We start from the raw sequence: 25,073 nt of genomic DNA, 5'->3' as shown, positions 1-25,073 counted from the left end.
ACCGGGCCCGCCGCGGCGGCGGTCAGATCGCCTGCTCGTCCTCCTCGCCGGTGCGGATGCGGATCACCCGCTCCACCGGCGTGACGAAGATCTTGCCGTCGCCGATCTTGCCCGTCTGCGCCGCCTGGTTGATGGCCTCCAGGCAACGCTCCACCTGGCCGTCGGCGACCACGATCTCCACGCGCATCTTGGGCAGGAAGTCCACCACGTACTCCGCGCCGCGATAGAGTTCGGTGTGGCCCTTCTGACGCCCGAAGCCCTTGACTTCCGTGACCGTCATCCCCGTTATGCCGATCTCCGAGAGCGCCTCGCGCACGTCGTCGAGCTTGAACGGCTTGATGATCGCTTCAACCTTCTTCATTGGGTGGCTCCTGAGTCGTCTCCCCGGTAAGCCGCGAGTTTACCCCCTGGCGGGCGGCGACCGAAAGCGCCGCCGGCGCCGAACGGGCCGGCGGGCATGGCGGGACGCGCGTCCGCGCCGCTTTTTCGGTAGCATTGCCGCACACACAACAGGCCTGCAGACAGCACCGTTATGAGCGACCGTATCCGCCTCGTCATGGCCCAGCTGAACCTCCTGGTGGGGGACGTGCCGGGCAACACCGAGATCGTGGTCCGCGCCGCCGCCCGTGCCCGGGACGAGCTGGCCGCCGACGCGGTGATCTTCCCGGAGCTCACGCTCACGGGCTACCCGCCGGACGACCTGCTGCTGCGCAATGACTTCATCCGCGCGGTAGAACGGGGCATCGAGCGGCTGTGCGCCGAGGTGAACGGTGTCACCCTCGTGGTCGGCGCCCCCCGCCAGGACGGCGACGCGCTGTACAACAGCGCCTACGTCATTCGCGACGGGCGCGTGACCGACGTCTATGACAAGTACCACCTGCCGACCTACGGCGTATTCGATGACCGGCGCTACTTCGACGCCGGCGGCGCACCCTGCGTCGTCGATATCGACGGCTGCCGCCTCGGCGTCACCATCTGCGAGGACGCCTGGCACCCGGGACCGGTAACCCTGTCCGCGGAGACCGGCGCCGACGTCGTCGCCAACCTCAACGCCTCGCCGTTCGACCACAAGAAGTGGGCGGCGCGGGAGTCAGTGCTGCGCGAGCGCATCGGCGAGGCCGGCGTGCCCATCGTCTACTGCAACATGGCCGGCGGCCAGGACGAGGTCGTCTACGACGGCGGCTCCTGCGCCTTCGACGCCGACGGCGGACTCGCCGTGCGCGCCCCGCGCTTCGAGACCGGACTCTACCCGGTGGATCTCGCCCGCGGCGGCAGCGGCTGGCGCCCGGTGGACGGCGATATCTGCGAGGATGTCTCTGAAGAGGCCTGCGTCTACGACGCCCTGGTCTGGGGCGTGCGGGACTACGTCGAGAAGAACGGCTTTCCCGGGGTGTTAATCGGCCTCTCCGGCGGGATGGACTCCGCCCTGGTGGCGGCCATCGCCGTGGACGCCCTCGGCCCGGAACGCGTCGAGTGCGTGATGATGCCGAGCCGCTACACCTCCGACACCAGCCACACCGATGCCGCCGAGCTCGCCCGAAACCTCGGCGTGCACTACCACAGCATCGCCATCGAAGGGATCTTCGGCGCCTTCCTGGAGGCCCTGGCGCCGGTATTCGGCGACGCCCCGCCCGACGTCACCGAGGAGAACCTACAGTCCCGCAGCCGCGGCACACTGCTGATGGCGCTGTCCAACAAGTTCGGCCGACTGGTGCTTGCCACCGGCAACAAGAGCGAACTGGCGGTGGGCTACGCCACCCTCTACGGGGACATGGTCGGCGGCTTCGCACCGCTGAAGGATGTGTTCAAGACCGAGGCCTACCGGCTCGCCGCCTACCGCAACGAGCGCTCGGCGGTGATCCCGCAGAATATCTTCGCCAAGGCACCGACCGCCGAGCTGCGCGCGGACCAGCGCGACTCCGACAGCCTGCCGGAGTACCCGGAGCTCGACAGCATCCTCGCCGCCTACGTCGAGGAGGACGCCGGCATCGACGAGATCGTTGCCGCGGGCCACGACGAGACCACGGTCCGTCGGGTCGTACGCATGCTCCATGGCAACGAGTACAAGCGCCGCCAGGCGCCGCCGGGGGTGAAGATCACCACCAAGGCCTTCGGCCGGGACCGCCGTTACCCGATCACGTCGGGATTCTCGCGGATCGACGCACCCCGGCGCTGACCCGGGCGGCCGGTGTGGGCGCGCGGTGCGCGCTCACACGTTGAAGCGGAAGTGGCAGATGTCGCCTTCCTGGAGGACATACTCCTTGCCCTCCAGGCGCAGGCGCCCCGCCTCCTTCGCCCCCTGCTCGCCGTTGCAGGCGATGAAATCGTCGTAGGCGATGACCTCGGCCCGGATGAAGCCGCGCTCGAAGTCGGTATGGATCCGCCCGGCCCCCTGGGGCGCGGTCGCACCGATCGCCACCGTCCAGGCACGCACCTCCTTGGGTCCGGCGGTGAAGAAGGTCTGCAGCCCGAGCAGCCCGTAGCCGGCCCGGATCACCCGGTTCAGGCCCGGCTCCTCGAGGCCGTACTCGGCGAGGAAGTCCGCCTTGTCATCGTCGTCGAGCACCGCGAGCTCCGCCTCGATGGCCGCGCAGACGGTCACCACGCCGGCACCCTCGGCCTCGGCATAGGCACGCAGCGCGTCCAGGTGCGGGTTGTCAGCGAAGCCGTCCTCGGCAACGTTGGCCACATAGAGCACCGGCTTGGCGGTGAGCAGGTGCAGCTCGCCGAGCAGCGGGCGGACATGCTCCGCGAAGCTCAGGGCGCGCACCGGCGTGCCCTCGTCCAGGGCGGCGTGGATGCGCTTGAGCTCGTCACGGTAGGCGATGGCCGTCTTGTCGTTGGACTTGGCCTGGCGCTCGTAGCGCTGCAGCGCCTTCGCCACCGTCTCCAGGTCCGCGAGCGCGAGCTCGGTGTTGATGGTCTCCACGTCCGACACCGGGTCCACCCGGCCCTCGACGTGGTGGACGTCGCCGCTGTCGAAGCAGCGCACCACGTGGGCGATGGCATCGGTCTCGCGGATGTTGGCCAGGAACTGGTTGCCCAGCCCCTCGCCCTTGGACGCCCCGGCAACGAGCCCGGCGATGTCGACGAACTCCATGGTCGTCGGGATCACCTTCTCCGGCTGCACGATCGCCGCGATGCGCTCCAGGCGCGGATCCGGCACGGGCACGATGCCCACGTTCGGATCGATGGTGCAGAAGGGGTAGTTCTCGGCGGGGATCTCGTTGCGCGTGAGCGCGTTGAACAGGGTCGACTTGCCGACGTTGGGCAGGCCGACGATGCCGCATTTGAAACCCATCTCGACTGTGCTCCCGGAATAGGCTGAATGGGACGGGCCGTCGCCCTCAGGCGGCGGTGTGCAGACGCTGGAAGGCGCGGTCCCAGTCGCCGGCGAGCAGCCACGGCAGCACCGAGGCCGCCTCGTCGATGGCTCCGTCGATGGCCGCCTGCTCGTCGCGCCCGGCGTTGGAGAGGACGTAGGGGATCACCTGGTCGGCGCTGCCCGGGTGACCGACGCCCAGACGCAGGCGGGCGAAGTCGCGCGCCCCCAGGGCCTTGATGATGTCCCGCAGGCCGTTGTGACCGCCGTGACCGCCGTCGCGCTTGAGCCGGACAGTGCCCGGCGGCAGGTCGATCTCGTCGTGGGCGACGAGCATCGACGCGGCGTCGATGTCGTAGAACCGGGCCAGGGCCTGAACGGCACGGCCGCTGTGATTCATGTACGTGGTGGGCTTGAGCAGGTGCACGTCGACGCCGTCGACGAACACGCGCGCATGCTCGCCGTGGAACCGGCGCGCGGCACGGAGCTGCCCGCCGTGGCGGCGGGCCAGCTCGTCGACAAACCAGAAGCCGGCGTTATGGCGGGTACGCTCGTAGCGCGGGCCGGGATTGCCCAGCCCGACGATGCACCGGATCCGCGCGTCGCCACCCGCCATGAACCGACCTCCGCTGCCGCGGAAGGGCGCGAGGAATGATCAGTCCTCGCCGCCCTCCTCTTCGCCGCCCTCGGCCTCGGCGGACGGCTGCTCGCCGCCCTCCGCCTCCTCGGCGGCCTCCTCGTCCTCTTCCTTCGCCTTGCGCGGCGCATGGATGCTGACCACCGCCGGGTCGTGCTCGGCGTCCTCACCCAGTGCCGGCAGGGTCACGCCCTTGGGCACGCTGACCTCGGAGAGGTGCATGGCGCTGTCGAGCTCGAGGTCCTGGACGTCCACCTCGATGAACTCCGGCAGGTCGCGCGGGTAGCACTCCACCTCGACCTCGATCAGGTCGTGATGGATGACACCGCCGCCCTGCTTCACGCCCTTCGCCGTCTCCTCGTTGAGGAAGTGCAGCGGCACGTGGGTGCGCAGCTTCTCGTTGGCCTTCACACGCATGAAGTCCAGGTGGCTGACCAGCGGCTTGAAGGGGTGGCGCTGCAGGTCCTTGAGGATGACCTGCTCGGACTTGCCGTCCACCGCCAGATCGATGATCTGGGAGAAGAAGGCCTCCTCGCGCATCAGGCGACCGACCTGCTGCTCGCTGACCGTGATGGCCTGCGCGCCCTTGCCGGCGCCGTAGACAATAGCCGGCAGCCGCTTCTCACGGCGCAGGCGGCGGCTCGCACCTCTGCCCTGCTCCGTGCGAACGCTGGCATCCAGCTTCAGTTCGACACTGCTCATGGGTGTGTTACTCCTGGTTTATGAAATGAACCGCCCCTTCGGGCGGCCGCCTCCCCCGCGACCAGGTTCGGCGTGGTTACTCGACGAACAGCTCGCTCACCGACTCGTCGTTGTTCACCCGGCGCATCGTCTCGGCGAGCATCTCGGCGAGGGTCAGCGCACGGATCTTCCCGGAGGCCTCGCCGGCCTCGGACAGCGGGATGCTGTCGGTGACGACCAGCTCGTCGAGATGGGACTCGTTGATCCGGTCGATCGCGGGCCCGGAGAGCACCGCGTGGGTGATGTAGGCCACCACCTTGCCGGCGCCCTTGTCCTTGAGGGCCTTGGCGGCCTCGCACAGGGTGCCGGCGGTGTCGACGATGTCGTCGACGATAATGCAGGTCTTGTCGCTGACGTCGCCGATGATGTTCATCACCTTGGACTCGTTCGCCCGCGGCCGGCGCTTGTCGATGATCGCCAGCTCCGCGTCGTCGAGGCGCTTGGCGATGGCACGGGCGCGGACCACGCCGCCGACGTCCGGCGAGACCACGATCTTGTTCGGATGGACCTGGCGCCAGATGTCGCCGAGCAGCACCGGCGAGGCGTAGACGTTGTCCACCGGAACGTTGAAGAACCCCTGGATCTGATCGGCGTGGAGATCCACGGTGACCACGCGGTTGATGCCCGCCGCCGAGATCATGTCCGCGGCGAGCTTGGCGGTTATCGGCACGCGCTGGGAGCGCGGGCGCCGGTCCTGCCGCGCATAGCCGTAATAGGGGATCACCGCCGTGATCCGCGCCGCCGAGGAGCGCCGCAACGCGTCGGCGATGACCAGCAGCTCCATGAGGTTGTCATTGGTGGGGGCGCAGGTCGGCTGGACGATGAACACGTCGCGCCCGCGCACGTGCTCGTTGATCTCCACCTGCACCTCGCCATCGCTGAAGCGCGAGACCAGGGCATTGCCGAGTCGGGTCTTGAGATGGGCGGCAACGGCGTTGGCGAGTTGCGGGTTGGCGTTGCCCGCAAACACCATCATGCGTCCGTTTTCAATCACGACGGTCTACCTGTCGATTGCAGCGGCGAGGATGGAAAATGGCTGGGGCGGCAGGATTCGAACCTGCGAATGCGGGGATCAAAACCCCGTGCCTTACCGCTTGGCCACGCCCCAGTAGTCCGCAGGGTCACCGGCACGCACCGCGTCCCGCCGCGCGACGAGCGGCGAACGGTTCAAGCCCCGGGCGACATAGCCGCGCCAGTGCGGCGGCACCCGCGCGCACACGCTCCGCGCCTCGTCCTCGCGGGCGAAAGGCGCGAAAACGCACCCGCCTGTCCCGCTGAGGCGGGCGCCGGCGAACCGGCCGAGCCAGTCGAGTGCCTCGCCGACCGCCGGGTAACGTTCGCGAACGACCGCTTCGCAGTCATTGCCGAGTGACCCCGTGTCAAGGCGCGGTATTCTGATACGAGGCGTATGGCGTGTCAATTTCGGCGCACCGAATACCTCCGCGGTGGAGACACTTACGGCCGGGTCGATGATCACGAACCAGGGCTCGTCCGGCGCCATCGGGGTGAGGGTCTCGCCCACCCCCTCCGCCCAGGCCGCATGGCCGTGGACGAACACCGGCACGTCCGCCCCCAGTGTTAGCCCGATCGCGGCCAGTGCCGCCGTGTCGAGCCCGGTCCCCCAGAGCTCGTTGAGCGCGACCAGCGTCGTCGCCGCGTCCGAACTGCCACCGCCGAGCCCGCCGCCGGCGGGCAGATGCTTGTCCACGCGGATATGGCAGCCAAGGGGGCAGCCGGTCGCCTGCTGCAGCGCCCTTGCCGCCCGCACCACCAGGTCCGCCTCCGCGGCGAGCCCCGGCGGGCCGCCCTCGCGGGTGACCCCGCCGGCCGCGTTCACGGTGAATGCGAGCTCGTCGGCGAGATCGAGAAACTGAAACAGCGTCTCCAGCTCGTGGTAGCCGTCCGCGCGCCGGCCGACGATGTGCAGGAAGCGGTTGATCTTGGCCGGGGCCGGCCAGCCAGCAGATACTTCCGCCGCAGCGGCGGTCACGACGACGGTCCCGCGCGCCACTCCCGCACCGCCAGGCGCACGCTGACGTCGCCGCGCTCCACCGACAGCCGGTGGGGCAGCCAGTAGCCGTCCACGCGCCGGAACTCGTCATAGGTCACGTGCCAGCCGTCCTGCACAAGGCTCACCGGGCGGTCGTCATCGTCGAGGCGCACCCGGCCGCCGAGCTCCGGGACGGCCCGCGCCCGCACCCACCAGCGCAGGTAAGAGACCGGCAGGTCGTAGCCCGTCTCCGCGCGGAGCAGGGCCCGCGCGGAGCCCGCACGGCGCACGCGGCCGTCGCTGGTACGCAGGGTGATGCCGCCGGCATTCCCCTCCAGGCGCACCGCACCGGAGCCGATGGGGCCGTTGAGCGTGAGCCGGTAGCGATCCCCGCCGCTCTCCCAGAACACCGAGACGGTGCCACCGTCGTCACCGGCATGCAGAGCGGCCCGGCCGGTCAGCCGCCAGGCCTCCGGGGCGGGGGCAGGCTGCCAGTCCGCCACCGGCAGGGTCACTCGGCCGTCGCCCGGCGTCGGCGGGGCGACGCTGCAACCGGCGAGCACCGCCGTCAGCACCGCGGCGGCAAACGCACGCAGGAACCGCACCGCCGTCATGGCTGGAAGCGCTCCACGGTGCTGCGCAGCACCTCGTGGTCCGGATAGGCCTCGAGCGCCTCCCGCCAGACGCGCCGCGCCTCGTCCTTGCGGCCGAGCTGCCAGAGCACCTCGCCCAGGTGGGCGGCGATCTCCGGATCGCCGCCGGAGAGCGACTCGGCCCGGCGCAGGTAATCCAGGGCCTGTTCGAGGCGCCCCTGGCGGTAGGCCACCCAGCCCATGCTGTCCACCACCGCCGGATCGTCCGGGGAGAGCTGGTAGGCGCGGGAGACCAGCGAGGCGGCACGGTCGAGGTCGCGGTTGCCGTCGGCCAGGGTATAGCCCAGCGCGTTCAGCGCCGCGGCATTCTGCGGATCCGCATCGATGACCGCTTCCAGGTCCGTGATGGCCTGTTCGAGGCTGCCGGCCTGAATCCGCGCCATGGCACGGGCATAACGCAGATCGGCGTCACCGGGGTGTGCCTGCAGGGCCTCGTCGAGCACCGACAGCGCCTCGGCCTGGCGCCCCGAGCGCCGCAGCAGCTCGGCCTCGGTGGCATACGCCTGCACCGCGGCATCGGAGTTGTCGTCCCGCAGCGTGCGCAGCCGCTGGCGCGCGGCGTCGATCCGGCCGTCCGCGGCCAGAGCCGTCGCCTCGGCCAGGGCGGCATCCACGGCGTACTCGCCGCCGGCCCGGCGCAGGTACTCCACCGCCTGACCGGCATCCCCCTCGTCCAGCGCGAGCCGGCCGAGATAGTAGTTGGCCGCGTCGGTGCGGGTCTCGATCGCGAGCAGGCGCTTGAGCCAGCGCCGCGCCTGATCGTGATGGCCGGACTGAAGCGCCAGCAGCGCACCGGATAGCAGGATACGGTCGTCGTCGGGCTGGCGCTCCAGCAGCGCGTGGAACTGGCCGAGGGCGTCACCGGAACGGCCGGCGGCGGCCAGCGCCCGGGCGTACTCCAGCCGCAGCTCGTAATCACCGGGGGAATCGGCCACCATGCCATCCAGCCGCTTCAGCGCCTCGCCCGCACGGCCGCTGCGCCGCAGCGCCTCCACCTCGACAAGGGCTGCGGCCCGCCAGCCGGGCCGCAGCTGCAGCGCCGCGCGCGCAGACTGCAGGGCCAACCGGGCACGACCCGTGGACAGCGCCACGCGGGCGGCCATCAACTGCGCGGCCGCGCTCTCGGGGAAATGCCCGGCCAGCCCCCGGGCGACCGCCATGGCCGCGTTCGCGTCGCCTTCCTGGGCAAGGGCCGCCCCCAGGCGCGAGAGCGCCTGGTCCCGCGTGTCCCCGTCACCGGGGAGGTACGCGAGGAAGGACTCCGTCGCGGCCTCCGGATCCCCTTCCCGCAGGGCGACGACAGCGAGGATGCGGTGGGGCTCCCGGGCGGCTGGCGCCAGCGCGAGCCAGCGCCGCGCGGCAGTCCGGGCGAGATCGAAACGCTCGGCGTACAGCGCCACCCGGGCCGCCCGCTGGGCGACCGCCGGGTCGTCGGTAAGCGCCATCGCGTCACCGTAGGCCTGCGCCGCCTGGTCGAACGCACCCCGGTTGCCCGCGAACTCGCCCACCAGCAGCTGGTAGATGAGTTCCTGGTGGGGATCGCTCGCCGCGGCGTCCTCCGCCACCGGCGACGGCCCCGGCTCCGCGGCCTCACGGTTCGTCGCACAACCGGCGATGACGGCCGCCAGCGCGACCAGGAAGATGAATCGTGGCATGCGCTCCTCGCTGTTTCCCTGACGCCACCCGCGCCCCAGTGTACTGCCTTCCCGCCCGCAGGCACGAGCACATCCTTGCCGGGGAGCATACCGCGGCGGTGGTTTGTATCAGCGCAGGAGTGCTCTACAATTCGGCTTTCCGCACTCCGCCCGGTTGCACATGCCTGTTGTCACCCTCGGACTGAGCCACAAGACCGCGCCGATCGAGGTCCGCGAGCGCGTCGTATTCGAGCCGGAACGCCTGGGCGGAGCACTGCGCGAGCTCACCGGGCAGCCCGGCATCGAGGAAGCGGTGCTGCTGTCGACGTGCAACCGCACGGAGCTCTACACCGTCCTGGACGGCGACTGCGGGCCCGAGACGCTGCGCCGCTGGCTGGAACGCGCCCACGGCCTGGAGACGGACTGGCTCGCCGAGCACACCTACGTCCACCGCGGCGAGGCGGCGGTCACCCATCTCATGAACGTCGCCGCCGGTCTCGATTCGCTGGTCATCGGCGAGCCCCAGATCCTCGGCCAGACCAAGGTTGCCTGGCAGTCCGCGGCGGACGCCGGGGTGGTCGGACCGACCCTCGACCGGCTGTTCACGCACGCCTTCTCCGTGGCCAAGCAGGTGCGCACGGAGACCGAAATCGGGGCGCACCCGGTATCCGTGGCCTTCGCGGCGGTCAGCCTGGCGCGCCAGATCTTCGGCGACCTGGAACGTCAGACCGCGCTGCTCATCGGCGCCGGCGAGACCATCGAGCTCACCGCTCGCCACCTGCGCGAGCAGGGCATCGGCGGCCTCGTTATTGCCAATCGCAGCCCGGAACGCGCCGAGCAGCTCGCCGAGGAGCTCGGCGGCGAGGGCATCGGGCTCAGCGAGATCCCCCACCGGCTCCACAGCACCGATATCGTGGTGGCCTCCACCGCCGCAACCCTGCCCATCCTGGGCAAGGGCAGCGTGGAGAGCGCGCTCAAGCGCCGGCGCCACCGTCCGATCTTCATGGTCGACATCGCGGTGCCGCGGGACATCGAGGCCGAGGTGGGCGAGCTGCCGGACGTCTATCTCTACACCGTGGACGACCTGCGCGAGGTCATCGAGGACAACCTGCGCTCACGCCAGGCGGCGGCAGAGCAGGCGCAGACCATCGTCACCGTGCAGACCGAACGCTTCATGGAATGGCTGCGCGGACTCGACGCCGTTTCGGCGATACGGGCGCTGCGCCGGCGCGCCCACCAGGACCGGGAGGCGGTGCTCAACCGCGCCCGGCGGCGCCTGCAACGCGGCGACGATGCGGACGACGTGCTCGAATACCTCGCCCACACGCTGACCAACAAACTCCTCCACAGCCCGACCATCGGTCTGCGCCAGGCCGCCCGCCAGGGCGACGGCGCCACCCTGAGCGCGGCGCGGCGGGTGCTGGGACTGGACGACGACGAGGGCGACACGAAGTGAAGGACTCCCTGCAACGCAAGCTCGACCAGCTCGCCGAGCGTCACCAGGAGATAGAGGCCCTGCTCGCGGACCCGGAGGTCATCGGCGACCAGCGCCGCTTCACCGGCCTGTCCCGGGAGTACGCGCAGCTCGAACCCCTGGTCCGCACGCTCAACGCCTATCGCCGCACCCAGGCCGACCTCCGCGCCGCCGAAGAGATGCGCGAAGAGGACGACAGCGAGATGCGGGCCATGGCGGAGGACGAGATCGCCGGGCTCGGCGAGCGCCTGGCGTCGCTGGAGGGCGAGCTGGAGGTGCTCATGCTCCCCCGCGACCCCAATGACGACAAGGACATCTACCTGGAGATCCGCGCGGGCACGGGCGGCGACGAGGCCGCGCTGTTCGCCGGCGACCTCTTCCGGATGTACTCGCGTTACGCCGAGCACCAGGGCTGGCGGGTGGAAATCGTCTCCGACAGCCCCGGCGAGCACGGCGGCTACAAGGAGCTCATCGCCCGGGTCAGCGGGGAGAGCGTGTACTCGCGGCTGAAATTCGAGTCCGGCGCCCACCGCGTCCAGCGCGTACCCGAGACGGAGTCCCAGGGACGGATCCACACCTCGGCGTGTACGGTGGCGGTCCTGCCGGAGGCGGACGAGATCGAGGAGATCGAGATCAATCCCGCCGACCTCAAGGTGGACACCTTCCGTGCCTCCGGTGCCGGTGGTCAGCACGTGAACAAGACCGACTCCGCCGTGCGCATGACCCACCTGCCCACGGGAATCGTGGTGGAGTGCCAGGACGAGCGCTCCCAGCACAAGAACCGCGCCAAGGCGCTGAGCCTCATCCAGGCGAAGATCATGGCCCGGGAACGCGACGCACAGGTCTCCGAACAGACCCAGGCCCGGCGGCAGCTCGTGGGCAGCGGCGACCGCTCCGAGCGCATCCGCACCTACAACTTCCCCCAGGGCCGGGTGACCGACCACCGCATCAACCTCACGCTCTACAAGCTCGAGGAGATCATGGCCGGCAACCTGGACCCGGTGATAGGCCCGCTGATGCGCGAGCACCAGGCGGACCAGCTCGCGGCGATGGCCGACGAGGCGCTCTAACCCTTCCCACGTCCCGGCGCGCGACAGACCGTGGCCCCCTGAGCCACCCGGTCCGCACCCGTGGCCGCACCGTCTTCACGGCGGAGGGGCCGGGGAGCGGGAGCGCCCGGACACGTGGATCGTGCGCCGAAAAGGCGTGCGACCTGCGCGGGGAACGTTTCGACCGTGGACCGGCTGCGCCAGACCACCGGCGATCGCCGGTCCGCAACCGCCCCCTCCCGCCACTTTGCGAAGCACCAACGAAAAGGGCCGGCGCAGTGACTGCGCCGGCCCCGGTGGCGACAAGCCGCGCGGGGGATCAGGCCACGCGCTGCTTCTCGCGGATCTCCTCGAGTGTCTTGCAGTCCACGCACAGCGTCGCGGTGGGGCGTGCCTCGAGACGGCGCAGGCCGATCTCCACACCACACTGCTCGCAGAACCCGTAGTCGTCCTTGCGGATCCGCTCCAGGGTCTGGTCGATCTTGCGGATGAGCTTGCGCTCACGGTCGCGGGTGCGCAGCTCCAGCGCGAACTCCTCCTCCTGGGTGGCCCGGTCAGCGGGGTCCGCGTAGTTGTTGGCGTCGTCGCGCATATGACTCATGGTGCGCTCGACCTCCTCCTGGAGCTGGCGCTTCCATGCCGTGAGCAGCCGCTCGAAGTGCTCGAGCTGCGCATCGCTCATGTATTCCTCGCCCTCCGCCGGCTGATACGGCTCGATCCCGCGAACCGGCAGGGTGTTGGACTTGTCGGCCATGATGACTCCTCCCTATCCGGCAGCCGCCACCCGACGGCGGCGCCGGCGTTCAGCCTCCGGCGCACCTCCGGTGCACCGTTCCGTGATCCGTCGCCGCGGGGGCGAACGAAAAGCCAACGCTCATTTACCCTCCCGACCCCCGGGGCGTCAACCCCGGAGACCGGGCACAGGGCATCACGCGGCGCGCTTGCGCAGCGCTCCGCCGAGGCGGCGGTGGGCGTCGCGGAGCACCGTCTCCGTGGTCTCCCAGTCGATGCAGGGGTCGGTGATGGAGACACCGTATTCCAGCGCCGAGGGATCGCCCTTGAGCTTCTGGTTGCCCCAGCCGATGTTGCTCTCGATCATCATGCCGGTGATCGAGCGGTTGCCCTCGAGGATCTGGTTGATCAGGTTCTCCACCACCAGCGGCTGCAGCCCCGGATCCTTGTTGGAGTTGGAGTGGCTGCAGTCGACGACCAGCTGTGTGCGCAGCCCCGCCTCACGCAGGTCCTTCTCGCACAGGGCGATGCTCACGGAGTCGTAGTTCGGTTGCTTGCCGCCGCGCAGTACCACATGGCCGTAGCTGTTGCCGCGGGTACGGATAACGGCGGACTGGCCCTCCTGGTTGATGCCCAGGAAGCTGTGCGGGCTCGCCGCCGAGCGCAGGGCGTTGATGGCTACGTCCAGGCTGCCGTCGGTACCGTTCTTGAAGCCAACCGGCGTGGACAGGCCGCTCGCCATCTCGCGGTGGGTCTGGGACTCGGTGGTCCGGGCGCCGATGGCGGTCCAGGTGATGAGATCGCCGATGTACTGCGGCGTCAGCGGATCGAGGGCCTCCGTGGCCGCCGGCAGGCCGATCTCGGCGAGGTGCAGCAGCAGCTCGCGGGCCCGGAACAGCCCCTCCTCGATGTGGAAGGAGTCATCCATGTAGGGGTCGTTGATCAGCCCCTTCCAGCCGACGGTGGTCCGCGGTTTCTCGAAGTACACGCGCATCACCACGAACAGATTGTCCGCCACCTCGTCGTGGAGGCGCTTGAGCCGCGCGGCATAGTCCTTCGCGGCCTCGATGTCGTGCACCGAGCATGGCCCCACGACCACCAGCAGGCGGTGATCCGTGCCGTCGATGATGTTCTCGACGGTGCGCCGGCCGTCCACGACGGTCTTGCGCGCGGCCTCGCTCAGCGGCAGCTTGCGCTTGGCCTCGAGCGGGGTCGGCAGGATCTCCTGCGCCAGGACGTTGATGTCGTCGATTTTCACTTCGCTCATTGGGCGTTCCCCGACGGGTCATATCGCTTGCGGGGCCGGCATTCGCACGGCTCCGCGTGAAGACGACTCCCATGATACGGGGCGCCCGATGAAGTTTCCATGCATGCCGGCGGTACGCACCGGGGCGTTCAGCCCGCCCGGCGGCAAGCCCCGAGGCGGCTGTCGGCGACATGCGCGGCGTCGACATGCAGCGTCCCCGGACCGGCGACGAACATGGGCTCGAGGAGCACCCGTTCGAGCACACCGCGCAGGGCACGCGCGCCGGTACCCGAAGCCAGCGCCTCCTCGGCGATGGCCTCCAGGGCATCGTCGCCGAAGGTGAGCCGGCAGCCGTCCATGGCCATCAGGGACTGGTATTGCGCCACCAGGGCATTCCGCGGCTCGGTGAGGATGGCGCACAGCCCCGCGGCGTCCAGCGGGTCGAGCACCGCGGTGACCGGCAACCGCCCCACCAGCTCCGGGATCAGGCCGTAGGCCATGAGATCCTCCGGTGAAAGCGCCTCGGCCAACGGCGGCGTCTCCGCCATCTCCCCCGCCGGATCCGCGGCGAAGCCGACACCACCGGAGAGCTGGCGACGACGAACGAGGGCGTCGATGCCGTCGAAGGCCCCGCCGCATATGAACAGGACCTCGCGGGTGTCGAGCTCCGGGATGGGGGCACGGGGGCTCCGCCGGGCCTGGGGCAGCGGCACGCGGGTCCCCTCCAGGAAGCGCAGCAGCGACTGCTGCACCCCTTCCGCGGAGACGTCACGGCCGTGCACCGGGCTGTCCGCACCGGCGGCGAGCTTGTCGATCTCGTCGATATAGACAATGCCGCAGCCGGCCAGGCCGATATCCCCGTCGGCGGCCTGGAGCAGCCGCTCGGCGATGACATCGACGTCCTCGCCCACGTAGCCCGCCTCGGTGAGGCCGGTGGCATCGATACTCACGAAGGGTACCGCCAGCGAGCGCGCCAGGGTCTCGGCGAGCAGGGTCTTGCCGGAACCACTGGGGCCGAGCAGGAGCACGTTGCTCTTGCCGATCTCCGGCTCGCCGGGCGAACGGGTCCGGCGCAGGCGTTTGTAGTGGTTGTACACCGCCACGGCGAGGCTGCGCTTACCCCGGGTCTGGCCGATCACGTACTCGTCGAGAAAGGCATGGATCTGGGACGGCGTGGGCAGCGGGGCCGGCGCCAGGGCCCGCTCCGTCGCCCCCTCCTCGGCCAGGATGCGCGCGCACTCGGTGGCACAGCGCGCGCAGATCGAGACCGCCCCGGTCGCCACCAGGGTATTGGCGGCGCTCTCGACGCTGCCGCAGAAGGCACACGCCGTGGCCCCGCGATGCCCGTCACCGATCGTCTTTCGCTCAGCGCTGCGGACCATGCCGGCCTCCCCCTATGCTTGCCTGCCGCCGGGGGGCGGTGTTCGTCTCCCCCATAGTGCATTTATAGAACGCCTGTCCACGCATGCCAGCGCCCCGGCCCCCCGCCACCGGGCCTTCGGCTTCTGAAACGGGACACCGGTCACGCGCACGTACGGCGCAACTGTCCCAACGCCTGGCACAGGCAGTACACTACGGGTTTGAGAACCAGATCGAACGCGGCTCACCGTCGGAGGCCCCGAATGCCCCTGGACCGGAAACTCCTGGACATCCTCTGCTGCCCCGTCACCAAGGTGCCGGTACGCCCGCTGCGCCGCGACGAGCTCAAGCGCGTCAACGAGCTGATCTCCGGCGGCACGCTCCACTACATGGACGACAGCCCGGTGAACGAGCCCCTCGCGGAAGGCCTGGTCACGCGCAACGGAGAACGTGTCTACCGCGTCGATGACGGCATCCCCGTCATGCTCGAGGAGCGTGGCATGCTCGTCCGTCAGCTCGGCATCGGTGGCTGACCACCCCCCCATCGCGGAGGACGCCACCGTCACGGGGCTGCTGGCCGAGGGCCGCCGGCGGCTGGCCGGCGGCGACAGCCCGGGCCTCGATGCCGCACTGCTGCTGGCCCACGCCCTGGGCCGCAGCCGCACGTGGCTGCACACCTGGCCGGAGCATTACCCGGGGGCCAGCGAGGTCGAGCATTTCCGGGCGCTGCTCGCGGCCCGCGCCCGGGGCGCACCTATCGCCCACCTCACCGGCGAGCGGGAATTCTGGAGCCTCGCGCTCACGGTCACCCCGGACACCCTGGTGCCACGCCCGGAGACGGAGACCCTGGTCGAGGCGGCGCTGGCGGTCTGCCCCGCCCCGCCGGAACGGCTTCTGGACCTCGGTACCGGCAGCGGCGCCGTGGCCCTGGCGCTGGCGAGCGAATGGCCGGGAACGGCGGTGGACGCCACCGAGCGCAGCCACGACGCCGCAACGCTCGCCCGGGAGAACGCCGCCCGCCTGGGCCTCGACGCCCGCGTCAGCGTCTTCGAGGGCGACTGGTTCGCCCCCCTGCCGGCACGGCGTTACCCGCTGGTGGTGAGCAACCCGCCCTACATCGGCGCCGAAGAGCCCGAACCCTGGCAGGGCGACGCCGCCCACGAGCCGCGTGGCGCGCTGATCGCCGCGGACGCCGGCCTGGCCGCCCTGTGCACGATCGTCGATGACGCGCCGGATTGGCTGGCCCCCGGGGGCTGGCTGATACTGGAACACGGCTGGCGCCAGGGCGAGGCGGTCCGCGGGCTGCTCGCCGACGCCGGCTACACGGCCGTGCAGACCTGGCGGGACCTCGCCGGACACGAGCGGGTCACCGGCGGGCGCCGGCCCTGATCCACCGCGACCGGATACCCTGATGGACGACGACCAGCTCCTGCGCTACAGCCGCCAGATCATGCTTCCCGGCCTCGACTATGAGGGCCAGCAGCGGCTGCTCGACGCCTCCGTGCTCATCGTCGGCCTCGGCGGGCTGGGCTCGCCGGCGGCGCTGTACCTCGCCGCCGCCGGCGTGGGGCGCCTGGTGCTGGCCGACTTCGACCGCGTGGCACTGACCAACCTCCAGCGCCAGATCCTCTACCGCAGTGAGGACGTGGGCGCGCTCAAAGCGGAGGTGGCCCGCGAGCGGCTGAACGCCCTCAACCCGGACGTGCGCGTGGAGACGGTCACCGACCCCCTGGACGACGCCAGCCTCCCCGACCTGGTCGCCGGGGTGGACGCGGTCGCCGACGGCTGCGACAACTTCGCCACACGCTTCGCGGTCAACCGCGCCTGCGTCGCCGGCGGCCGGCCGCTGGTCTCCGCCGCGGTGATCCGGATGGAGGCCCAGATCGCGGTCTACCGCAGCGACCGCCCCGGCGCACCCTGCTACCGCTGCGTGTTCCCGGAAACCGGCGAGGCGGCGGAGACCTGCAGCGAGACCGGCGTGCTCGGCCCGCTCACCGGCGTGGTGGGCAGCCTGCAGGCGGTGGAGACGGTGAAGCTGCTCGCCGGGCTCGGCGAAGGGCTGGAGTCGCGGCTGCTCACCCTGGACGCCATGCGGATGCGCTGGCGCACCCTCTCGCTCGTGCGGGATCCGGACTGCCCGGTCTGCGGCGGCGCGTCGGGCTGACCCGCGCGGCCGGCGCCCTACTCCGCCGCTGCCAGGCCAGCCTGGATGGCCGCCAGCAGGCGGTCCTCGGCCTCGGCCATGGGCAGCGTCACGCCCAGGCTGCGCAGGTCGATGACCTCCAGCCCGGCATAGCCGCAGGGATTGATCCGGGAGAAGGGCTCCAGGTCCATGTCCACATTGAACGACAGGCCGTGGTAGCTGCAGCCCCGGCGCACCCGCAGGCCGACCTGGGCGATCTTGGCACCCGCCACGTATACCCCCGGGGCGTCCCGCCGGGCGTGCCCGGTGATGCCGTCGTCGGCGAGCACGCGGATAACCGCGTCCTCCAGCAGCGAGACCAGCCGCCGCACGCCGAGACGGCGGCGGCGGACATCCAGCAGCGGATACGCCACGAGCTGCCCCGGGCCGTGGTAGGTGACCTGGCCACCGCGGTCAACGGCGACGACCGGGATATCCCCCGGGGCGAGGAGGTGCTCCGGCCGGCCGGCCAGCCCCTGGGTGAATACCGGCGGGTGCTCCAGCAGCCAGAGCTCGTCGCCGGTCTCAGGACCGCGCTCGTCGGTGAACGCCTGCATCCGCCGCCAGGTGGGCTCGTAGGCCACGCGGCCGAGGCGGCGCACCCTGAGGGCGGGATCGTCGGCGACCACGGCGCTCACAGCGTCATCAGGACATCGTCGTGGGCGTGAAGGTCGCGGTAGATCGCGTCGAGCTGCTCTCGGCTGTGCGCACGCACGGTCACGGTCACCGACAGGAACCGGCCGTTGCGGCTCTCCGCCACGCGCACGTCCGCCTCCGCAAGCTCGCCGCGGACGTGGGCCGCGACCAGCCGGCGCACGGTGGCCTCGATATCGGCACCGGCCCGGCCCATGGCCTTGATCGGGAAGTCGCAGGGAAAGGTGAGCGGTGTGTCCTCGCTGTTCATGCCGGTACCTCCGTCGCTGCCGCGACCCGGAACGCGGCCTTGTGCCGGTCGAACGCCTCGCGCAGCCGGCGCCACACCGGGCCGGGGCTGCCGTCGCCCACGCTGGCGCCGTCGATCTGCGTCACCGGCACGATCTCCCTGGTGGAGCTGGTCAGCCAGACCTCCTCGGCGGCGGCGATCCCGTCGACCTCGATGGGCTGCTCCGCCACCGGGAGACCGATCCCGCGGGCGAGCTCCAGGATGAACGCGCGGGTCACCCCCGGCAGCAGCGACGGCCCCAGCGGCGGGGTGACGACGGTACCGCCGATCACCGCGAAGAGGTTGCTCGCCGAGGCCTCGGTAATCCGGCCCCCGCGCTGGAGCAGCGTCTCGAACGCGCCGGCCTCCTCCGCCGCCTGACGCAGGAGCACGTTGCCGAGCAGCGAGACGGCCTTGATGTCGCAGCGCGCCCAGCGGATGTCCTCGCGCAGGATCACGGCAACCCCGTCGGTACCCTCGACCACCGGCGGCGGCATCGGTGCGCGGTAGGCGAACACCCCGGGCTCGGGCTGTGCGGGAAAGCGGTGATCACGATGCGGGGCCACGCCCCGCGTGATCTGCAGGTAGACCGAACAATCCACTTCGGCCCCTTCCAGCAGTCCGGAAACCACAGCCTCCGGGGCCAGGGTGCCGGCATCCAGCCCGATCGCCGCGAGGCTGTCGCGCAGCCGTGCGATGTGGCGCTCGAGCAGGAACGCCCGGCCGCTATAGGCGGGGATCACCTCGTAGACGCCGTCCCCGAAGAGATACCCCCGGTCCATCGGCGAGACCCGTGCCTCGGAGAGCACAAGCCATTCGCCGTTGAGGTAGCAGGGGGCGTCACCGGCGGTCACTGGAACCAAAGAAGGACCCCGTCCATGATCCGCCCGAAGAAGCCGCCCGCCTCGACACCGGAGAGCGCCACCAGCGGCACCTCCGCGACAGTGCGCTCCCCGAGGGTGACCTGCACCTTGCCGTAGGACTTGCCCTTCTCCACCGGGGCGATGATGCGCCCGTCCACGCTCATGCTCGCCTCGAGACGGTCGTACTGGCGCTTGGGGATGGTGACGTAAAGGTCATGGCGCACGCCCAGCGGGGCGGTATCCGTGGCGCCCTTCCAGACCGGCGCGTCGGTCAGGGACTTGCCCGCCTGGTAGAGGCGGTGGGTCTCGAAGAAGCGGAAGCCGTAGTTCAGCAGCGCCTGGCTCTGGTCGAGCCGCGCGTTGGCGCTGGAGGTGCCCATCACCACCGAGATCAGGCGCATGCCGTCGCGCTCGGCGGAGCTCGTGAGGCAGTAGCCCGCCGCCTCCGTGTGGCCCGTCTTCAGCCCGTCCACGGTCTTGTCCCGCCACAGCAGCTTGTTGCGGTTGCTCTGCTCGATGCCGTTCCACTTGAACGTCTTCGTCGAGTAGAACTTGTAGTACTGCGGGAACTCGCTGATCAGCGCCCGCGCCAGGATGGCCGTGTCGTGGGCGGAGGAGTAATGCTCCTCCGTGGGCAGGCCGGTGGCGTTCACGTAGTGGGTGTTGTCCATGCCCAGGGCGTCGGCGTACTGATTCATCACCTGGGCGAAGGTGTCCTCGGTGCCGGCGACGTACTCGGCCAGCGCGATGCTCGCGTCGTTGCCCGACTGGATGATCATCCCGCGCAGCAGGTTGGCGACGCTGACCTGGTCGCCCGCTTCGATAAACATCCGTGAGCCGGGGGCCCGCCACGCCCGCTCGGAGACACGGACCATGTCGTCCATGGCGATGTTGCCCGCGTCCAGCTCCTTGAACACCACGTAGGCGGTCATGAGCTTGGTCAGGCTCGCCGGCTCCACCCGGGCGTCGGGATCCTTGGAAGCGATCATCCGGCCGCTGTGGTAGTCCATGAGCACGTAGTTCTGCGCACCGAGGCTCGGGGGATCCGGCACCGGTATCGGCTGAGTCTGGGCGAGCACACGGCCGGCGCCCAGCAGGGTCGCGAGAACGAGAGCGAATACGCTGAATCGAAGAGCCAGTTTAGCCATGATCCCTATTTACTGTGCCTGCGGTAAATCCGGCCATCCGCCGCCCCTCAGGGCTCGGTCACCACGTGACCCGACGGATAACCCTTGGCGGTGAGGCGTCCTCCGATCTCCCGGACCGCCGCCTCACCATCGAGGGGACCCACCCGGACGCGATAAAGTTCACGCCCCTGCTGGGTCGTCGCCTCCATGCGCACCGGCACCTCGATGGCGGAATCGCGGAGCTGCGCCATCAGGCGCTCGGCATTCTGACGCACACCGAACGCCCCGAGCTGGATATAGTAGTCCATTGCCGACGCCGAGGATGTGCGCCCTGCCCCGTCACCGGTGTCGCCCACGGCGCCCTCTGCGGGCGCTCTCGCCGCCCCTGCCCCACCGCCGGCATCCGCCGTGACGGCCCCGTCCAGGGACTGCGGATCATCACCGGCAGCCGAGGCGAGCTGCGCCGAGCCGTCGACGGCACCGTCGTCCGGGGTATCGTCATCGACCGCCACGGCGCGGGCGGTGTCCGGCTGGCGTTCCTGTCCGCCGTCAGGGGGGGCATCCTTCCCGCCAGCCTCGTAGCCCGGCCCCACCACCCGGATCGACACCGGTGCGGTGCCGGTCGACACCACACCGAGCTTGGTCGCCGCGGCATAGGAGAGATCGATGATCCGCCCCTTCGCGAAGGGACCACGGTCGTTGACCTTCACCACCGCCTTGCGCCCGTTGTCCAGGTTGGTCACCTCGACCCACGACGGCAGCGGCAGGGTCTTGTGGGCCGCGGTCATGGCATACATGTCGTACGGCTCACCGCTGGAGGTACGCCGGCCGTGGAACTTCTTGCCGTACCAGGAGGCGATTCCGCGCTGCCGGAAACCGGAGGCATCGGACATCACATGGTAGCGCCGCCCCAGCACCTCGTAGCTATCCGGGTTGCCGTAGCGGCTGCGGGGCACCTCCTTCGGCGTCGCATCCGGCAGGCTCGAGGCGCCGGAGATCGGCTCCCCCGGACCGTCGCCAGGTGACGACGCACAGCCGGCCAGCGCCAGCACGGCCACCGCCGTCAGCGCGGGCAGCAGCGGCACCGCCCTCATGCCCCGGGCCCCCGCGCCTCGCGGATCGCCTCACCGAGCTGATGCACCGCCATCGCATATAGCGGGCTGTGGTTGTAGCGGGTGATGACATAGAAGTTCGTCAGGGTCACCCAGTACTGGGGGCCATCCTCGCCCTCGAGCACGGTGAGGCGCGCCGGGGCATCCGCCGGCAGCGTTTCCTGGGGGTACACGCCGCGACGCGCGAGCTCGCCGACAGTGGTGTTCGGCTTGAGCCCGCCGGCATCGGCGAGCGGGCGCCAGTCGTCGCCGTCCACCTCCGCGGGCACCGCCACCGGTTCACCGCTGCGCCAGCCGTGACGGGCGAAGTAGTTGGCGACACTGCCGAGCACGTCCGGCAGCTCGTCCCACAGGTCCCGCCGGCCGTTGTCGTTGAAATCCACGGCGTAGGCGCGGTAGCTGCTGGCGATGAACTGCGGCATGCCCATGGCACCGGCATAGGAGCCCTTGGGTCCGAGCGGATCGATGCCCTCCTCGCGGGTGAGCAGGAAGTAGTCTGCCAGCTCGCCGCGGAAGAACCCGCTGCGCGGCGGGTAATCGAAGGCCAGGGTGCGCAGGGCGTCGATGACCCGGTGACGGCCGGTATAAGTGCCGTAGCGCGTCTCCACGCCGACGATGGCGACCAGCACGGCCGGCGACACCCCATACGCCTCGCTCACGCGCCGGATCAGCGCCTCGTGCTCGTCCCAGAAGTCGGCACCGGCCTGGATGCGCGCCTGCTTGAGGAATATGCCGCGGTAGCGGTGCCACGGCAGCGCCTCCGCCGGGCGCTCCATGGCATCGATGATGTCCTGTTGGCGCTCGCTCGCCGCGAGCACCTCGCGCACCCGGTCGGCATCGAGGCCGTGCTCCCGGGCCATCTGCTCGGCGAAACGGTCGAAGGCGGCCTCGTCGTCCGCGGGCTCGGGGGCGCCGGCAACCGCGCAGCCGGCGAGCAGGGCGGCCGTCACGGCCAGGGCCCCCATGGCGGAACGGACGCGGGCGGGTGCGGGGCGGTGTCTCATCGGCCCTCCTCCGGTCGATGCCCTGGCGGTCAGGATGACCACAGACGGCGATGGGTCTGAATGGACATGAGAATACCGAAGCCGGCCATGAGGGTCACCATTGACGTTCCCCCGAAGCTCACCAGCGGCAGTGGCAGCCCCACCACCGGCAGCAACCCGGAGACCATACCGATATTGGTGAAGAAGTAGACGAAGAACGTCAGCGAGATGCTGCCCGCCAGCAGCCGGCTGTAGCGATCCTGGGCGTGGCCGGCAATCCACAGGCCGCGTCCCACGACCGCCATGTAGAGCACCAGTAGCACGCACACCCCGAAGAAACCGAATTCCTCGGAGAGCACGGCGAAGATAAAATCCGTGTGCCGCTCCGGGAGGAACTCCAGGTGCGACTGCGTGCCGGCCATCCAGCCCTTGCCGTAGACACCGCCGGAGCCGATGGCGATCTTGGACTGGATGATGTGGTAGCCCGCCCCGAGCGGGTCGCGCTCCGGATCGAGGAAGGTCAGCACGCGCTGACGCTGGTAATCGCGCATGCCGAAGAACCACAGCAGCGGCGCGGCGGCACCGGCGAGCACCGCGCCGCCGGCGATATAGCGCCAGCTCAGCCCGCCCAGGAACAGAGCGAACACACCCGCCGCCGCCACCAGGAGCGCGGTGCCGAGGTCCGGCTGCACGGCGATCAGGCCCACGGGCACCCCGATCACCGCGACTACCACCAGGATCACCGGCACCCGGGGCGGGACGTCTTCGCGGGCGAGCACCCAGGCCACCATCATCGGCAACGCCAGCTTCATGAACTCCGAGGGCTGGACCATCATCACACCGAGGTCGATCCAGCGACGCGCCCCGCCGGCACTGGTGCCGAACAGCATCACGGCGAGCAGGCTCGCCACGCCGGCGAGGTAAAGCAGCGGCGTCCAGCGCCGCAGCAGCGACGGCGGCACCTGGGCAAGCACCAGCATCACGAAGAAGGCCACACCCAGGCGCCAGCACTGCCGCTCCCAGGCCTCGAAATCGCCGTTGAAGGCGCTGTAGAGCACCACCAGGCCGCCCGCTGCCACCAGCGCCAGGAGCACCAGCAGCGGCATGTCCAGGTGAAGATAGCGCTGCACGAAGCTCCGGTCCCGGGCCGGCCCCACCACATCATCATTCATCGCCGTACCCCTGTGCGGTCTGCCGCAGCCTGAGCAGCCAGGCATCCATCACCGTGCGTGCCATCGGCGCCGCCGTGGAGCTGCCGCCGCCACCGTTCTCGACCACCACCGCCACGGCGATCTTGGGATCCTTCAGGGGCGCGAAGGAAATGAACAGCGCGTGGTCGCGCAGCCGCTTGGCGAGCTCCTCGGCGTCGTACTCCTCGCCCTTGGCGATCCCGAACACCTGCGCGGTACCGGTCTTGCCGGCGAACTGGTATGGGGCGTCGCGCCCGACACGACGGGCCGTGCCACGGGGCCCCTGCACCACGTCGTGCATGGCATCGATGATGGTCTCCCAGCGCTGCGGCTTGTCCAGCTGGATGGGCGGGCGCTGATGGGGATCGGGTACCGGCACCGCCTTGCCGTCCGGTCCGGTCGCCGAGCGCAGCAGGTGGGGACGCAGGCGCTTGCCCCGGTTCGCCATCGTCGCCGTGGCATAGGCGAGCTGTAGCGGCGTGGCCAGCATGTAGCCCTGGCCAATGCCCGCGATTATGGTCTCGCCGTGATACCACGGCTTGCCCTTGACCCGGCGCTTCCACTCCTTCGAGGGCATCAGCCCGGAGAGCTCGCCGGAGAGGTCCACGCCGGTGGACCGGCCGATGCCGAAGGGCAGCAGGAAGTCGTGCATGGCGTTGATGCCCATCTTGTAGGCAAGATCGTAGAAGTACGTATCGCAGGACTCCTCGATGGCATCGTGCATGTTCACGGTGCCGTGCCCGCCGCGCTTCCAGCAGCGCCAGCGGTGATCAACGCCGGGGATGCTGTAGTAACCGGGATCGTAGACCGTCTCTTCCGGCGTGGTAGTACCGGTTTCCAGTCCCGCCAGCCCCATGAAGGGCTTGATCGTGGAGCCCGGCGGATACTGCCCGCGGAGCACGCGGTTGAACAGCGGCTTGTCCTTGCCCTGCTGCAGCGAGCGGTAGTCCTCCAGCGAGATGCCGTTGACGAAGAGATTGGGGTCGAAGGTCGGTGTGCTCGCCATCGCCAGCAGCTCGCCGGTCTGCGGGTCGATGGCCACGATAGCGCCGCTCTCCTCGCCCAGAGCGCCCTCGGCGACCTTCTGCAGCCGCACGTCCAGGCTCAGCTGCAGGTCCTCGCCGGGCACCGGCGGATCACGGTCGAGCACGCGCAGGGTCCGCCCCATGGCGTTGGTCTCCACCCGCTTGACGCCCACGTGCCCGTGCAGGCGCTTCTCGTAGTACCGCTCGATCCCGGTCTTGCCGATGTGGCTGGTGGCGGAATACTCGGCGGCGGACAGGCCGGAGAGCTCCTGCTGATTGATCCGCCCGACGTAACCAACGGCGTGGACCGCGGTGCTGCCCAGGGGATAGTTCCGGGTGAGTTGCGCCTTCACCTCCACGCCGGGGAAACGGTGACGGTTCACGGCCAGCCGGGCGACCTCCTTCTCGGTGAGGTCGAACTTCAGCGGGATCTCCTGGAATCCCGGACGCTGGCGCCGCAGCTCATGGAAGCGCTCCAGGTCCGTGGGACGGAGCGAGACGACCTTGCGGATACGCGTGAGCAGGTTGTCCATGTTGCTCACCTGCTCCGGCGTGACCACCAGGCGGTAGGTGGGCACATTCTCCGCAAGGAGCACGCCGTTACGGTCATATATCAGCCCGCGGGTCGGCGGCACGCCCACCACCCGCACGCGGTTCTCCTGGGAGAGGGTGGCGTAATGCTGGTAGCCGGCAACCTGCAGCCACCACATCCGCCCCGCCAGCACGCCGACCGCGGCCAGCACGGCCAGCGCGGCCACGACCAGCCGCGAGCGCACGAGCCGGCGCTCGCGCACGGGATCCTGGAGCTGCTGCACAGTCATTGGACGATCAC

At 70.1% G+C, this 25,073-nt stretch carries 25 protein-coding genes and 1 tRNA gene; 6 read left to right on the top strand and 20 right to left on the bottom strand.

What is annotated here, in order from left to right; all coding sequences use genetic code 11:
- Positions 1–22: 22 nt before the first annotated feature.
- Positions 23–361 (bottom strand): nitrogen regulatory protein P-II, encoded by a 339-nt coding sequence (gene glnB, locus G7A99_RS01680; RefSeq protein ID WP_018719201.1) that lies wholly within the window; start codon positions 359–361, stop codon positions 23–25.
- Between the two features lie 171 nt (positions 362–532).
- On the opposite strand from glnB, the gene G7A99_RS01675 reads away from it, so the two are divergent.
- Positions 533–2,176 (top strand): NAD+ synthase, encoded by a 1,644-nt coding sequence (locus tag G7A99_RS01675; RefSeq protein WP_163138698.1) that lies wholly within the window; start codon positions 533–535, stop codon positions 2,174–2,176.
- 33 nt (positions 2,177–2,209) lie between these two features.
- Here the strand turns inward: G7A99_RS01675 and ychF are convergent, their stop codons facing one another.
- From ychF to G7A99_RS01635, 8 genes are all read right to left on the bottom strand, one after another.
- Positions 2,210–3,301, bottom strand: coding sequence for a redox-regulated ATPase YchF (gene ychF, locus G7A99_RS01670; RefSeq protein WP_018719203.1), 1,092 nt, complete (start codon positions 3,299–3,301; stop codon positions 2,210–2,212).
- Between the two features lie 46 nt (positions 3,302–3,347).
- Positions 3,348–3,938, bottom strand: coding sequence for an aminoacyl-tRNA hydrolase (gene pth / locus G7A99_RS01665; RefSeq protein WP_163138697.1), 591 nt, complete (start codon positions 3,936–3,938; stop codon positions 3,348–3,350).
- Positions 3,939–3,977: 39 nt separating this feature from the next.
- Entirely contained in the window at positions 3,978–4,661 is a 684-nt protein-coding gene (locus tag G7A99_RS01660; RefSeq protein ID WP_018719205.1) for a 50S ribosomal protein L25/general stress protein Ctc, read from the bottom strand.
- A gap of 76 nt (positions 4,662–4,737) precedes the next feature.
- On the bottom strand, positions 4,738–5,676 hold the full coding sequence (locus G7A99_RS01655) for a ribose-phosphate diphosphokinase (protein ID WP_026321216.1): 939 nt from the start codon (positions 5,674–5,676) through the stop codon (positions 4,738–4,740).
- A 57-nt stretch (positions 5,677–5,733) separates the two neighbouring features.
- A tRNA-Gln gene (locus G7A99_RS01650) sits at positions 5,734–5,808 on the bottom strand.
- Positions 5,788–6,711, bottom strand: coding sequence for a 4-(cytidine 5'-diphospho)-2-C-methyl-D-erythritol kinase (gene ispE, locus G7A99_RS01645; RefSeq protein ID WP_240466061.1), 924 nt, complete (start codon positions 6,709–6,711; stop codon positions 5,788–5,790). Before ispE ends, G7A99_RS01650 begins: the two co-directional genes overlap by 21 nt.
- Complete coding sequence (lolB, locus tag G7A99_RS01640) at positions 6,687–7,304, bottom strand: lipoprotein insertase outer membrane protein LolB (RefSeq protein ID WP_163138696.1); 618 nt, start codon at positions 7,302–7,304, stop codon at positions 6,687–6,689. Before lolB ends, ispE begins: the two co-directional genes overlap by 25 nt.
- Positions 7,301–8,998 (bottom strand): tetratricopeptide repeat protein, encoded by a 1,698-nt coding sequence (locus G7A99_RS01635; RefSeq protein WP_018719208.1) that lies wholly within the window; start codon positions 8,996–8,998, stop codon positions 7,301–7,303. Before G7A99_RS01635 ends, lolB begins: the two co-directional genes overlap by 4 nt.
- A gap of 160 nt (positions 8,999–9,158) precedes the next feature.
- On the opposite strand from G7A99_RS01635, the gene hemA reads away from it, so the two are divergent.
- On the top strand, positions 9,159–10,433 hold the full coding sequence (hemA, locus tag G7A99_RS01630; RefSeq protein WP_040409614.1) for a glutamyl-tRNA reductase: 1,275 nt from the start codon (positions 9,159–9,161) through the stop codon (positions 10,431–10,433).
- The gene (prfA, locus tag G7A99_RS01625; RefSeq protein WP_018719210.1) at positions 10,430–11,521 is read left to right on the top strand and encodes a peptide chain release factor 1; all 1,092 of its coding nucleotides are present in this window, start codon (positions 10,430–10,432) and stop codon (positions 11,519–11,521) included. Before hemA ends, prfA begins: the two co-directional genes overlap by 4 nt.
- 298 nt (positions 11,522–11,819) lie before the next feature.
- On the opposite strand, the gene dksA is transcribed toward prfA, so the two are convergent.
- The 3 genes from dksA to clpX form a co-directional block, all read right to left on the bottom strand.
- Entirely contained in the window at positions 11,820–12,254 is a 435-nt protein-coding gene (gene dksA, locus G7A99_RS01620; protein WP_018719211.1) for an RNA polymerase-binding protein DksA, read from the bottom strand.
- A 174-nt stretch (positions 12,255–12,428) separates the two neighbouring features.
- Positions 12,429–13,499, bottom strand: a complete 1,071-nt coding sequence (locus G7A99_RS01615) for a 3-deoxy-7-phosphoheptulonate synthase (protein ID WP_018719212.1) — start codon at positions 13,497–13,499, stop codon at positions 12,429–12,431.
- A gap of 128 nt (positions 13,500–13,627) precedes the next feature.
- Positions 13,628–14,860: an ATP-dependent Clp protease ATP-binding subunit ClpX gene (clpX, locus tag G7A99_RS01610; protein ID WP_163138695.1), complete on the bottom strand. Its 1,233-nt coding sequence runs from the start codon at positions 14,858–14,860 to the stop codon at positions 13,628–13,630.
- Between the two features lie 240 nt (positions 14,861–15,100).
- On the opposite strand from clpX, the gene G7A99_RS01605 reads away from it, so the two are divergent.
- Genes G7A99_RS01605 through G7A99_RS01595 form a run of 3 tightly spaced genes read left to right on the top strand, consistent with a single transcriptional unit; the run spans position 15,101 to position 17,001 of the window.
- Positions 15,101–15,370: a Trm112 family protein gene (locus tag G7A99_RS01605; protein ID WP_018719214.1), complete on the top strand. Its 270-nt coding sequence runs from the start codon at positions 15,101–15,103 to the stop codon at positions 15,368–15,370.
- A complete protein-coding gene (prmC, locus tag G7A99_RS01600; RefSeq protein WP_018719215.1) occupies positions 15,363–16,226 on the top strand; it encodes a peptide chain release factor N(5)-glutamine methyltransferase in 864 nt (287 codons plus the stop codon). Before G7A99_RS01605 ends, prmC begins: the two co-directional genes overlap by 8 nt.
- A gap of 22 nt (positions 16,227–16,248) precedes the next feature.
- Positions 16,249–17,001, top strand: a complete 753-nt coding sequence (locus tag G7A99_RS01595; RefSeq protein WP_018719216.1) for a molybdopterin-synthase adenylyltransferase MoeB — start codon at positions 16,249–16,251, stop codon at positions 16,999–17,001.
- A 17-nt stretch (positions 17,002–17,018) separates the two neighbouring features.
- Here the strand turns inward: G7A99_RS01595 and lipB are convergent, their stop codons facing one another.
- The 8 genes from lipB to mrdA all read right to left on the bottom strand — a co-directional run bounded on the left by lipB (position 17,019) and on the right by mrdA (position 25,062).
- Complete coding sequence (gene lipB / locus G7A99_RS01590; protein WP_018719217.1) at positions 17,019–17,657, bottom strand: lipoyl(octanoyl) transferase LipB; 639 nt, start codon at positions 17,655–17,657, stop codon at positions 17,019–17,021.
- Positions 17,654–17,923 (bottom strand): YbeD family protein, encoded by a 270-nt coding sequence (locus G7A99_RS01585; RefSeq protein ID WP_018719218.1) that lies wholly within the window; start codon positions 17,921–17,923, stop codon positions 17,654–17,656. The genes lipB and G7A99_RS01585 overlap by 4 nt, the downstream gene beginning before the upstream one ends.
- Positions 17,920–18,723 carry an aminotransferase class IV gene (locus tag G7A99_RS01580; RefSeq protein WP_084594238.1) on the bottom strand — a complete coding sequence of 268 codons (804 nt, stop codon included), beginning with the start codon at positions 18,721–18,723 and terminating at the stop codon, positions 17,920–17,922. Before G7A99_RS01580 ends, G7A99_RS01585 begins: the two co-directional genes overlap by 4 nt.
- 68 nt (positions 18,724–18,791) lie before the next feature.
- Positions 18,792–19,952, bottom strand: a complete 1,161-nt coding sequence (locus tag G7A99_RS01575; RefSeq protein ID WP_163138694.1) for a D-alanyl-D-alanine carboxypeptidase family protein — start codon at positions 19,950–19,952, stop codon at positions 18,792–18,794.
- Between the two features lie 47 nt (positions 19,953–19,999).
- Positions 20,000–21,025, bottom strand: coding sequence for a septal ring lytic transglycosylase RlpA family protein (locus G7A99_RS25835; RefSeq protein WP_163138693.1), 1,026 nt, complete (start codon positions 21,023–21,025; stop codon positions 20,000–20,002).
- On the bottom strand, positions 21,022–22,047 hold the full coding sequence (gene mltB, locus G7A99_RS01565; RefSeq protein WP_240466060.1) for a lytic murein transglycosylase B: 1,026 nt from the start codon (positions 22,045–22,047) through the stop codon (positions 21,022–21,024). The genes G7A99_RS25835 and mltB overlap by 4 nt, the downstream gene beginning before the upstream one ends.
- 29 nt (positions 22,048–22,076) lie before the next feature.
- The gene (gene rodA / locus G7A99_RS01560; RefSeq protein WP_018719223.1) at positions 22,077–23,198 is read right to left on the bottom strand and encodes a rod shape-determining protein RodA; all 1,122 of its coding nucleotides are present in this window, start codon (positions 23,196–23,198) and stop codon (positions 22,077–22,079) included.
- Positions 23,191–25,062, bottom strand: coding sequence for a penicillin-binding protein 2 (gene mrdA, locus G7A99_RS01555; RefSeq protein ID WP_018719224.1), 1,872 nt, complete (start codon positions 25,060–25,062; stop codon positions 23,191–23,193). Before mrdA ends, rodA begins: the two co-directional genes overlap by 8 nt.
- Positions 25,063–25,073 lie beyond the last annotated feature (11 nt).

The sequence above is a fragment of the Arhodomonas sp. KWT genome, from assembly GCF_010993615.1.
This window is presented reverse-complemented; position numbering and strand designations above follow the sequence as displayed.

Coding starts and splice junctions, on each gene's coding strand:
- glnB (WP_018719201.1), bottom strand. CDS start 361: ATGAAGAAGGTTGAAGCGATCATCAAGCCGTTCAAGCTCGACGACGTG.
- G7A99_RS01675 (WP_163138698.1), top strand. CDS start 533: ATGAGCGACCGTATCCGCCTCGTCATGGCCCAGCTGAACCTCCTGGTG.
- ychF (WP_018719203.1), bottom strand. CDS start 3,301: ATGGGTTTCAAATGCGGCATCGTCGGCCTGCCCAACGTCGGCAAGTCG.
- pth (WP_163138697.1), bottom strand. CDS start 3,938: ATGGCGGGTGGCGACGCGCGGATCCGGTGCATCGTCGGGCTGGGCAAT.
- G7A99_RS01660 (WP_018719205.1), bottom strand. CDS start 4,661: ATGAGCAGTGTCGAACTGAAGCTGGATGCCAGCGTTCGCACGGAGCAG.
- G7A99_RS01655 (WP_026321216.1), bottom strand. CDS start 5,676: ATGATGGTGTTTGCGGGCAACGCCAACCCGCAACTCGCCAACGCCGTT.
- lolB (WP_163138696.1), bottom strand. CDS start 7,304: ATGACGGCGGTGCGGTTCCTGCGTGCGTTTGCCGCCGCGGTGCTGACG.
- G7A99_RS01635 (WP_018719208.1), bottom strand. CDS start 8,998: ATGCCACGATTCATCTTCCTGGTCGCGCTGGCGGCCGTCATCGCCGGT.
- hemA (WP_040409614.1), top strand. CDS start 9,159: ATGCCTGTTGTCACCCTCGGACTGAGCCACAAGACCGCGCCGATCGAG.
- dksA (WP_018719211.1), bottom strand. CDS start 12,254: ATGGCCGACAAGTCCAACACCCTGCCGGTTCGCGGGATCGAGCCGTAT.
- G7A99_RS01615 (WP_018719212.1), bottom strand. CDS start 13,499: ATGAGCGAAGTGAAAATCGACGACATCAACGTCCTGGCGCAGGAGATC.
- clpX (WP_163138695.1), bottom strand. CDS start 14,860: ATGGTCCGCAGCGCTGAGCGAAAGACGATCGGTGACGGGCATCGCGGG.
- G7A99_RS01605 (WP_018719214.1), top strand. CDS start 15,101: ATGCCCCTGGACCGGAAACTCCTGGACATCCTCTGCTGCCCCGTCACC.
- G7A99_RS01595 (WP_018719216.1), top strand. CDS start 16,249: ATGGACGACGACCAGCTCCTGCGCTACAGCCGCCAGATCATGCTTCCC.
- G7A99_RS01585 (WP_018719218.1), bottom strand. CDS start 17,923: ATGAACAGCGAGGACACACCGCTCACCTTTCCCTGCGACTTCCCGATC.
- G7A99_RS01580 (WP_084594238.1), bottom strand. CDS start 18,723: ATGGACCGGGGGTATCTCTTCGGGGACGGCGTCTACGAGGTGATCCCC.
- G7A99_RS01575 (WP_163138694.1), bottom strand. CDS start 19,952: ATGGCTAAACTGGCTCTTCGATTCAGCGTATTCGCTCTCGTTCTCGCG.
- G7A99_RS25835 (WP_163138693.1), bottom strand. CDS start 21,025: ATGAGGGCGGTGCCGCTGCTGCCCGCGCTGACGGCGGTGGCCGTGCTG.
- mltB (WP_240466060.1), bottom strand. CDS start 22,047: ATGAGACACCGCCCCGCACCCGCCCGCGTCCGTTCCGCCATGGGGGCC.
- rodA (WP_018719223.1), bottom strand. CDS start 23,198: ATGAATGATGATGTGGTGGGGCCGGCCCGGGACCGGAGCTTCGTGCAG.
- mrdA (WP_018719224.1), bottom strand. CDS start 25,062: ATGACTGTGCAGCAGCTCCAGGATCCCGTGCGCGAGCGCCGGCTCGTG.